The 10,554-nt window shown below is 57.3% G+C and carries 7 protein-coding genes; all 7 read left to right on the forward strand.

Going from position 1 to position 10,554, the window contains the following annotated elements; translation table 11 throughout:
* Positions 1–569: 569 nt before the first annotated feature.
* Complete coding sequence (locus tag XF30_RS10765) at positions 570–1,910, forward strand: NtaA/DmoA family FMN-dependent monooxygenase (RefSeq protein ID WP_109142657.1); 1,341 nt, start codon at positions 570–572, stop codon at positions 1,908–1,910.
* A gap of 34 nt (positions 1,911–1,944) precedes the next feature.
* Positions 1,945–3,633, forward strand: a complete 1,689-nt coding sequence (locus XF30_RS10770; protein WP_244608900.1) for an ABC transporter substrate-binding protein — start codon at positions 1,945–1,947, stop codon at positions 3,631–3,633.
* A gap of 4 nt (positions 3,634–3,637) precedes the next feature.
* Entirely contained in the window at positions 3,638–4,591 is a 954-nt protein-coding gene (locus XF30_RS10775) for an ABC transporter permease (RefSeq protein ID WP_244608901.1), read from the forward strand.
* Complete coding sequence (locus XF30_RS10780; RefSeq protein ID WP_109142660.1) at positions 4,588–5,451, forward strand: ABC transporter permease; 864 nt, start codon at positions 4,588–4,590, stop codon at positions 5,449–5,451. The genes XF30_RS10775 and XF30_RS10780 overlap by 4 nt, the downstream gene beginning before the upstream one ends.
* A complete protein-coding gene (locus XF30_RS10785) occupies positions 5,452–7,173 on the forward strand; it encodes a dipeptide ABC transporter ATP-binding protein (RefSeq protein ID WP_109142661.1) in 1,722 nt (573 codons plus the stop codon).
* A gap of 872 nt (positions 7,174–8,045) precedes the next feature.
* Positions 8,046–9,527, forward strand: a complete 1,482-nt coding sequence (locus XF30_RS10795; protein WP_109142663.1) for a pentapeptide repeat-containing protein — start codon at positions 8,046–8,048, stop codon at positions 9,525–9,527.
* Positions 9,528–9,730: 203 nt separating this feature from the next.
* Positions 9,731–10,554 (forward strand): pantoate--beta-alanine ligase (locus XF30_RS10800; RefSeq protein ID WP_109145658.1); only part of this gene is annotated, 824 nt, incomplete at its 3' end.

The raw sequence follows: 10,554 nt of genomic DNA on the forward strand, positions 1-10,554 counted from the left end.
TCCGGGTCCTTCGCTTTAGCCGACGCTGCCAATCGAAGTCACTGCAATCACGCAGCACGCGTTCGGGGAGCCTGGTCAGAGGCCGTTTGGGTTAAGCGCTGGAAGGATGGACCTCGCAATAGAAGAGGATCCCAACGGACGAGAGTAGATTGAAATACTCAACTATTGCGTTTGCGTGGCCTCGACCTCTAAAGATCATCAAGGTTCGATCGCGAATGGGCATCCCAACACTTCCTGTGAAGGGGGCCTTCTCGATGAATTCTGGAGAGCCGACGTGAGTGTGCTCGTGTGCAATCAACTGGCCGCCGGAAGTTGGCTGTTACGACGGCGTCGATGGGCAGCCAGCGTGGTCGAATCGTTTTGCAGCCGCGCGCGCTCGCACAACATCACAGGACGTCACCGAGGCTTCTTTGGTGAGGGTCCTCTAACATCAGCCGACCGTTTGTTGTCCATGCCTCAAATCGACTGCCCGGCGCACATCCACCGCGATCTTGCGCGAAAGGGCAGGCTGGCCACCGAGCTTGACTTGCCCTCAAGGCCTACCAACAGAGGCCGCATTAGAGGTTGTGATGTCTTCGGTTAACTCCATGCTTCACCTTGGCCTAAATCTTCATGGCGCTGGCGGTCATTCCGCCGCCTGGCGCTGGCCGGGCACAAATCCAAGTGCCTTTTTCGATATCCAGCACTACATCCAGGCTGCGAAGGTTGCGGAGCGTGGTCTGCTGGATGCTGTATTCCTCGCCGATACTCCCGCGATAAGCTTCGACATTACGCACCAGCCACCGCTTAACGGTCTCGAGCCTACTCTGGTTCTCGCCGTGATTTCACGCGAAACGCACCGGATTGGCCTGATTGCGACAGCGTCGACGACCTACAACGAACCATACAATCTAGCTCGGCGTTTCCAATCGCTCGATGTCATCAGCTGTGGCCGCGTTGCGTGGAACGCGGTCACGACGTCGAGCCCGGCGACGGTAGCAAACTTTGGCGGTCGAGAAGTCGGGCGAGCGGATCGCTACAGGCGCGCCGAGGACTTCGTTGAAACTGTCCGTGCTCTCTGGCTGAGCTGGAGCGGCGAGGTGGTCATCGCCGACCAGGTTGCGGGAGTTTACGCAGATCAGAGTCAATTCCGCCTGCTCGATCCCGATACCAATAGCTTCGGCATCCGAGGCCCGCTGACGCATCCCGCTTCGCCCCAAGGTCACCCAGTCATCGTTCAGGCGGGTGGCTCGGATCCTGGACTACGGCTTGGTGCCCGCAGCGCAGATGTCGTGTTTGCGGCGGCGGGAGACTTGACAACGGCTCTGCAGGAGGCAGAGCGCCTACGCGCGCTCTCTCGGCAATTCGGTCGCGCTGCGGCTCCGCTCATCCTGCCAGGCCTTGTCACCTGTATCGGGGGCACCGAGAAAGAAGCGGCTCGCCGCAAAGAAGAGCTTGATGGATTGATCGACCTGGAGCGCGCCATCGCCGCTCTTGCACGAAGCATGGGCGTGGCAGTCGAGAAGCTCAGCCTAGAGAGGCCAATCCCGGAGGAGATTTTGCCTGATCCAGATCATGTTCCGTTTTCCGTCGGTCACCATCGCACGATTGAAACTCTGGCGCGTCAAGGCCGGACGGTTCGCGAGATCATTAGCAGCGTTCAAGCCTTTGGCCACCGCCTGCTCGTCGGTGCACCCGAGCAGATCGCGGAGTCGATTGAGGCATGGTTCCGCGCCGGCGCGGTCGATGGTTTCAACATCATTCCGGATGTTCTGACCGATGGCACTTCAGCGTTTGTCGACAATGTGGTTCCCATCCTGCAGAGGCGCGGGCTGTTTCGCAAAGAATATGCGGGACAGACTCTGCGAGAGCATTTTGGGATCTCGACTCCTTTTGTGCCGGCAAGAGCCACAGCTAGCTCACCGCTGTGACGCTTCCTCAACACCAATGCTCTGGAGACTGGATATGCATTTCTCAAATGCGCTGTCAGCGAGGCGCTTCACTGGCAAGTCGAACCTTCAAGCAAGAACGGTTGCGGCTACCTTTGCCATGCTCTTGGGCCTGTCGCACTTGGCGCCCAGCGTTCACGCTCAAGAAGGCTTAGCCGGCAGCGTCAAGCGAGGAGGCGTTATTCGTTACGGGCATTTTCAAGAGCCAGCCTGCCTGTTCGGAGGATGGGTGCAGCAATGGTATCTGCAACGCCAGTACAGCGATAATCTGGTTGCGCGCAGCGATGACGGCAAGATTTTGCCATGGCTGGCCGAGTCTTGGACCATTTCCGACGACAAAAAGGTGTACACATTCGAGATAAAGCCGAATGTAAAGTTTACTGACGGGACTGTCCTCGATGCGCAGGCCATCGCTGACAACATCAACGGATGGCTCAGCAATGACCCCGATCTTCGCAATCCGACTGCCGCTCCTTATCTCGGCGATAGCTTCGAATCGGCAAGGGCGATTGCTCCTCTGAGGTTGCAGGTAAAATTGAGGGTGCCGTTCCAGCCCTTGCTGAACGTGTTCGCCCAATCCTCACAAGGCATTCTCTCGCCATCGGCACTCAAACGTGGCCTTGCTGTCAATTGCGAGAACCCCGTCGGTTCAGGTCCATTCATTGTCGACAAGTGGCACCATGGGCGAGAAGTCACCTTCCGCCGCAATCCCAACTACAATTCGGCGCCGGCCACCGCAAAACATCAAGGGGCGGCTTACGTTGAAGGGATTAGTTGGAAGTTTCTGCCAGATCAGACTGTCCGATACGGCTCGCTGATCGCGGGCGAGACCGATGCCATATACGACATTCCGGCTGTCGCATGGAAGGACGCCAACTCCCGATTTCCAGTAGTGCGGCACCTAACCGGGGGCACCCCGCTGCGCCTTGCATTGTATACGGCTCGGCCCCCCTTTGACGACATGCTCGTCCGCAAGGCCTTTGCCTATTCTACTGACCGAAAATCCGCGGTCGACACATCCTTCCTGGGTTCTTTGCCATTTGAAGGTAACGGTGCGCTAAGTCAGAGCTCGCCGGAGTACCTGCGTGAGCTCGGGCAGTCCTATGGGTACGATATTCGAAAGGCCAATCAGCTGCTTGATCAGGCTGGTTGGACTGAGAGAAATCCTAAGGGCATTCGTGTCAAGGACGGTCGTCCGCTGATCGTGCGTATCTCCTATTCGAACGCTTTCCTGAAGCCGGATGGCGAGCAAGCCTTGCAAGTTATCCAGCAGCAGGCACGGGCGGCCGGTTTTGACGTACATCTCCAGCCCACCAATCCGGCTGATTTCTTTGCCGGAAAAAACCTCGGACCCGATGATTATGAGGTTGTTCTTCTCTATTGGGTTGCCCCCGGCGCCGAGATCTTCCGGATCTCGTGGAAGCCCGATCAGAATGGCGAGCCCAATCGCTTCAATCCCTCACGCTACCAGGATTTGATGCTTTGGGACATCATTGAAAAGGCGGAACAGAATTTCAATGGAGCTGAACGTACCGCGCTTTATCAGCAGGCGGAACGGAAGATCGTGGATGAGGCACCCGTTATTGGCCTTACTGTGCTGGACGTAACTTTGGCGATCAAGCCGACCCTGAAAGGCGTTTGGCTGGACCGTGGGTCCGTTGGCGAACCTGTCTTCTATGATGCGCATTTTGACGACAAGAAATGATGGCATGAAGATAGCCCGTCATCCCATTGTTTGGTTCACGCGCCGGATATTGTCCGGTGTCGTGGTGGTGTGGGCTGCCGCGACGTTTGCGTTCTTAATTCAGTGTGTGCTGCCCGGCGATCGCGCGCAGATCATCATTAATGTGACAAGTGGCAACGTCGGACCGGCATCCTCGGCAGAACTCGCGGCGATCAACGCGAAATATGGCTTTGATCAGCCGCTCGTGGTTCAATACGGAAAATACATACTGGGGATCCTGCATGGAGATCTTGGTGAATCCTACCAGCAGCATCGGCCAGTCGCAGGGATCATCGCGGAGCAGATCGGGCCTACGATTATTCTGGCGGTCACCGCGCTGCTGATCGCATGGTTTATCGCCATCCTGACAACCTTGTTCATCGCCGGCAGAGACAACATATGGTCGAAGCTGCTCAATGACACGCAAGTCTTTTTGGCAACAGTGCCGCCTTACTGGTTGGCCACAATTTTGCTGGTTGTTTTTGCGGTAAAGCTGCGCATTCTTCCGGTCATCGGCGGAAATTCTCCGGTCGGGCACATTCTGCCTACGGTCGCGTTGGCTCTTGAACTGTCGGGCTTTTTCGGACAAGTCGTTCAGAACGAGTTCACGCGCGTGCTCGAGCAGCCCTTCGTCACGTCCGCGCGGGCCCGAGGTATGAGTGATTTTGGCGTCAGGCTTCGCCATGTCCTGCGCCACGCCGCATTGCCCGGGATTACTTTGTCGGGCTGGGCGCTGGGCAAACTTCTTTCGGGCGCGATTTTGATCGAGGTGGTTTTCGCCCGTCAAGGCCTAGGTGGAGTCCTCGTCGCTGCAACGTCCTCGAGAGACGTTCCGATTGTCTCGGGAGCTGTGTTGATCTCTGCGGGCGTATTCGTTCTTGCCAATTTGATCGTCGATCTGACTTACCGGCTGGTTGATCCGAGGATCAAGTTGACATGAGCATGTTCGCCGAAGTCACCATATCTCGTTCGCTCAAAGAAGTCCTGGCCATCACGCGCCATGCTCCCTTCCGGGTTGCCGTCTCTCTTATCATAATTGGCCTCTTTGTCGTCGCGGCTATGGCCCCAAAGGTACTGCAGACGCACGATCCGCTCACTATTGATTTGAGATCGTCATTGCAGTCTCCGTCGATCATTCATTGGTTCGGAACTGATCAATTGGGGCGAGATCTTTACTCTCGAATAGTCGAGGGGACGGGCCAATCCCTCGCCATCGGAGTTGGCGCAACGGCGCTGAGCATGTCCATTGCGATCGTTTTCGGCGTCGCCGCAGCGCTTTCTGGTGGCGTAGTCGACAGCATCCTCAGCCGGATTGTCGACGTGCTCTTCGCGATTCCCACGCTCTTGCTCGCCCTTGTCTTCGTGACGGTTTTTGGCCCGTCGGTATTAACTGAGATCATAGCTGTCGGAATCGGCACAGCGCCAGGCTATGCCCGCATGATCAGGGGCCAGATGCTTGCCATCAAAGGGACAGGGTATGTGGAGGCCGCCAAGGCGCTGGGTCATCCATTTCCCCGTATTGTCTGGAGGCATATTCTTCCGAACGCCATGAGCCCGCTGACGGCAATGATGACGATTGGCGTAGGTCAAGCGATTATATGGGCATCGGGTCTTGCTTTTCTCGGCCTTGGCGTCGCTCCCCCAGCCCCTGAATGGGGCGCGCTGCTCAATGCCGGACGCAACTATGTGATCTACGCCTGGTGGCTGGAGGTCATACCCGGTTTGGCAGTGACGGCGTTTGCTCTCAGCGTCACCATCGTCGGGCGCCATCTACAGGACCGTCTGGAAGGAAAAACGTGAATGTCGCAGGGCCGCCCTCAGCCTCTGTTGCAGCAGGCAGACCTCCTCACGGTCGATTCGCTGCGCATTTCCTTCGGGCGGGGCAGCACCCAGAATGCGGCTGTGCGCAGTCTATCCTTTTCCCTGCAGCCGGAACAATGTCTTGCGATCGTCGGTGAATCCGGCTCGGGCAAAAGCGTAAGCGCGCGGGCTCTCATAGGCCTCGCTGGTCGCCGCGCCGATGTTCATGCACGCCAGCTGAACTTCGAGGGGACGGACCTGATCGGCCTCAACGATCGTGCCTGGCGGCGCATCCGCGGCAACAAGATCGGCTTTGTATTACAGGACGCACTCGTCGCGCTTGATCCGCTTCGCCCGATCGGCAAAGAGGTTGCTGAAGGCTTACTCCTCCACAATGCGGTATCATCGCGCGAGGAGCTCGCGCAGCGGGTCATTGCTCTCCTTAAGCTCGTCGGTGTCCCTGAGCCCGAAACCAAGGCCGCCCAGCTGCCGCATCAATTATCTGGCGGCCAGCGCCAACGAGCTCTCATTGCTGCGGCACTTGCACTTGATCCACGCGTCCTTATCGCCGACGAGCCGACTACCGCTCTCGACGTGATGGCGCAGGCTCATGTGCTAGCACTCCTCGAGGAAGCCAAAGCGAGGGGCAAGGCGCTGATCCTGATCAGTCACGATCTGGCAGTGGTCTCCCGCGTGGCGGATGAGATCCTGGTCATGCGCGGAGGCGAGGTCGTCGAACGCGGCCCCGCCGTCCAGATATTCAAAGATCCGCGACACCCCTATACTCGTCAGCTGCTCGATGCTGTGCCATCAGGCCGGCCGCGCGGCTCACGTCTGTCACCATCGACTGTTCTGCATTTGCCTGGCCGGCAAGCGCAGCCACTCGTGCAATCGTTGCCACAATCTCGTTCCATCCTGCTCGAAGCGACAGGTCTGGTGAAGCGCTTTGAGGGCCCGGATGGCACTGTACGGGCGGCTGTAGACGGCGTTTCCTTCGAACTGCGAGCCGGAGAGACTTTGGGCATCGTCGGTGAGTCCGGATCAGGAAAGTCGACGATGGCGCGCATGGTCATGGCGCTCGATGAGCCTGACGAGGGAGCGGTTCAGTTTGCAGGCCGGCCATGGACCACGCTCGCCGAACGCGAACGACGGGTTCGGCGGCGCTCGATATCCATCATTTACCAGGACCCTCTTGGTTCGTTTGATCCACGTTGGACGGTTGGACGCATCATATCCGACAGCCTTTCGGGCGACATCGAGAAATGGCAGCGGCGAGGGCGCGTTATCGAGCTGCTCGATATGGTCGGACTATCCGAGGCCTTGCTGGACCGCCGGCCGCTCGAGCTCTCCGGTGGCCAGCGCCAGCGCGTTGCGATAGCCCGCGCGATTGCATCAAATCCTGCCGTAATCGTCTGCGATGAAGCAGTTTCGGCGCTCGATGTCTCAATCCAGGCCCAGGTCTTGGATCTGCTGGGCGATCTGAAGGACCGCCTGGGCGTAAGTTATCTCTTCATCTCCCATGATCTCGGTGTCGTTCGGCATATCAGCGATCGAGTCATCATTATGCGCCGCGGGAGGATCGTCGACAGCGGGGCCACCGAAGAGATTTTTCGTCATCCGCAGTCTGATTATACCAAGAGCCTTATCGCTGCCATGCCGCGCCTTGTGCCTGTTTCACGGAGTGGTCATTCAGCTACGATGCTCGAAGAAGGCATCGCGTGAATGCCTTCCGAATTCGACTTCCTTTCTCAAAAATTGCCTGTCGCCGATGGCGGGGTAACCGCGCTTGCGCGCGATTTGGTCGCGATTGCGCCCTCGCTCATCGCTCCGTCGGGACAATCTATGGACCACAGGTTTGAAGTGGGGACCGGCCGGCGCACGGAGCAGGCCCGGCCGAGTTCGAACATTGGCTAATCAAGAGGCCGGCGATCCGTACGTGTGGAATTGTAAGCCGTCGATTGCCTGCCCGCAACGGGTGCGGCTCTTGCTCTCCTGCAAACGAGCTCGGGATCTCGCTTTCACGATAGCCTAGCCATGGTGCGTTCCCGACAAAGACCGTGTTTGTCAGATTCGAAACATTCGGCGTCAATCCCGCATTCATGATGCCCTATTCAGCTCGCTAATTTCGGCTGACGCGGCTGGCACGCTCGTTGCTACCGATGAGGTAGCGCCGTGATAAGTGCAGCCTGTTGATGAACGATCACTTTCCCGCCCACAAGCGGCGGGTCCATTCTGAAAAAGAAGCAAGACCTAGAAGTTTGCACATTCGGTTTGATGGAGAGTGATGGGGATTCTCCGGAGCTGACGAAGCCGATCGCATTGTCAGTTGTATGAGCACTGTCAACGGATCGTTATCGAGGTTGGCGGGCTTGGTGAACAAGCGCACCGAGTAGCAGTGGGGACGCATGATCAGAATTCGGTTGACGTGTTCAAGCGTCAGCTGCGAAGGACACCGACGCAACAGGAGTCACATCGACGCATGGTGTCGCCAATTCGCAGACGAGTCACCACAAGGCGCATAGCGTGGGTGCAGGCCCAGAACAACGAGGTCAATAACAGGACCTCCGAAATCTGGGCAAGACGGAACCCTCGACATGTCGCATAGGATCGGCGCTGATAGCGAGTGCACTGTGAATGAAGGGGCAGAGCACTGCTCAGATCCCAAAAACAAGCGTTCATCAGATGGCGAGTTCGTTCGATACTGGAGCCGAGCTGCCGATCGGCTGCGCGCAGTGGCTGCTGTCGGCAGGCGAACCGAGGAGGCAATCAAAAGGACCGGGGTTGGTTTGCAGCTATCCTCCGAGAACCTTAGCAATCACGACCTTTCAGATTTTCCAATGCGGCGCTGTACCCTCAATCGTGCGCAGCTTTACGGGGCAAAGTTGGATCGTGCAGATCTTTCTGAGGCGAACCTTATCTGTCCGGGGCTGGAGCGTGCAAGTTTCCTCGGGGCCAAGCTTGATTTTGCCTATATGCACGCGATGGCAGCGCAGGTCTGCAACTTCGATGACGCCAGTCTGCGCAATGTAATTGATGCAACCGGCAGCCTGTTTCATGGATGCAGCATGAAAAGAACACGCTTTGACAACGCGATGCTCAGCGGTCTCCTCCTTTATCAGTGCGACGCGAGTGATGCTGCATTTGATGGCGCGGAATTGCAGGGGTCAACTATCAATGAATGCTTCCTTCCTTCCGCTTCTTTTCGGTCTGCAAAGCTGAACCAAGTCACGATCACGAAAGCGCATCTGGCGGATTGCTCGTTCTTCCAGTCAAAGGGAGAATGTTTATCGATCGTGCGTCCCACCTCGATCGATGGCCTTCTCTTGGAAGGTGCTCATCTTCCGTATCTGAGACTCTCAAAGGTGAGCGGGCGGATTCTGGCGAGAGCCCTCAGCGCCCCATTCGCTGATCTTCACCTGTCAAATCTCGCGAGCGCGGAGCTGGAACAGGCGGACCTCACCGAGGCGCGGCTTCTGTCCGTAGGCTTGTCCGACGCGAACCTCCGCGGTGCTGTGCTCAATGGTGCATCCATTCATTCCTGTCAGCTGGATGGGGCGGACCTATCTCAGGCATCGGGCGAAAGCATTTCGATAACCGAGAGCACAATGCGAGCCGCCAAACTCACCGGCTTTCGCGGCCGCTGCGCCTTCGTACGCGACTGCGATCTCGAACATGCGGACTTGTCCCAGGCTTACCTCTACCGGTCGATGATCACTGGTGATCCGCCGCCATCAATGGCATTGAACCACGCAAATCTCGAAGGGGCCAATCTGGTTCAGGCATATGTCGCCGCGGGCATGACCGATAGCAACCTGGAGGCAACCCGCGCCGCATACGTTCGCATGAACCAATCGTCCCTACGCAATGCGAACCTGAGTGGGATATCGCCGTTCCAGGCCAGCTTCGTGAAGGTCGATTTTTCAGGCGCTAAGATAACCACTTTCGAGCCTCCGTTTTTTGCAGACCGTTGTCAGGGACTGCAGGTGGCTCTGGAGGGGGATCAGCCGGGCGAGCCATCAAACTATCTGGCTGAATTTTCATCGTTGATCAGACGCGGCCGCGAAGGTTCAACCTGACTCCTTTGAGAACCGCAAGAAAAGAGGGAGCCAACGTGCCCGTGCGCTTAGAACAGTTTGGTGCGGTGATCCGAGCTGTAAGCGGGTGTTAAAGCTCTTTGGAGCTCGTCTGGTGCGCGGCCCACGCGGGGTGCCCCGGCCGCGCATTTTCCGAGATCCAAGCGCTCCACGCTTTTGGCATTCAAGAAAACTGGAGTAAGAAGATGCATCTGGCAGGTCTTTCCGCAGGCAAGGCGTTCATCCAGGAGGTCGCAAGAACAGGTCAGACCATTGGCACGGTACACACGCTCGGCGCCCTGCATCTTGGGCATGCAGAACTGATCAGAAGAGCGGCTGTGGAGAATGATGTCGCGATTGTCACAGTGTACCCGAACAAGATCCAGCTTAGACCGGGTGGGAGCTACGATTTCAATTTGGACGATGATATTGGACTTGCCCTACGTTCGGGAGCGACTGCCGTGATTTCCTCGAACGACACTGAAATGTTTCCGCCTGGCTATCGAACCTTTGTATCGCAAGGTGACTATCATTTGCGCTTAGATGGGCCTCAGGCATGCTTGAAGGAAGCCGTAACCGGTGCAGTCCGCTGGATCTGCTATGCGCGGCCAACTCGCAGCTACTTCGGCCTGAAAGATATCGGTCAGGCGATCCTGGTGAAGCGCGCCGTCGCAGACCTCCTTCTCGATTGCGAGATAAGGTTTGTGCCGACCGTGAGATACAAGAACGGAGTGCCGATTTCGTCGCGCTTGAGGCGATTTAGCCGTTCCGAGCTTGATGAGCTGTCGTGCCTCTTCACGGCACTCAACCATTTAAGGGAAGAGATCGTCCGAGGAGCGTCGAGCGTCAAGGACCTGGTAGCGTCGGCTACATCTCAGATAAAGTTTCGACGGTTTAAATTCGATTTTCTTCGGATTGTCGGCGCCGACAGCTTCGAAGATCTAGAGCAGGTCAAGCTCCCTTTCATAATTATTGGGGCGGCAACGGCTCATGGCCTTAAGGTTTTCGATAGCATCTATGTTCCAGATCA

The organism is Bradyrhizobium sp. SUTN9-2, from assembly GCF_003122645.1.
GTDB lineage: Bacteria > Pseudomonadota > Alphaproteobacteria > Rhizobiales > Xanthobacteraceae > Bradyrhizobium > Bradyrhizobium yuanmingense.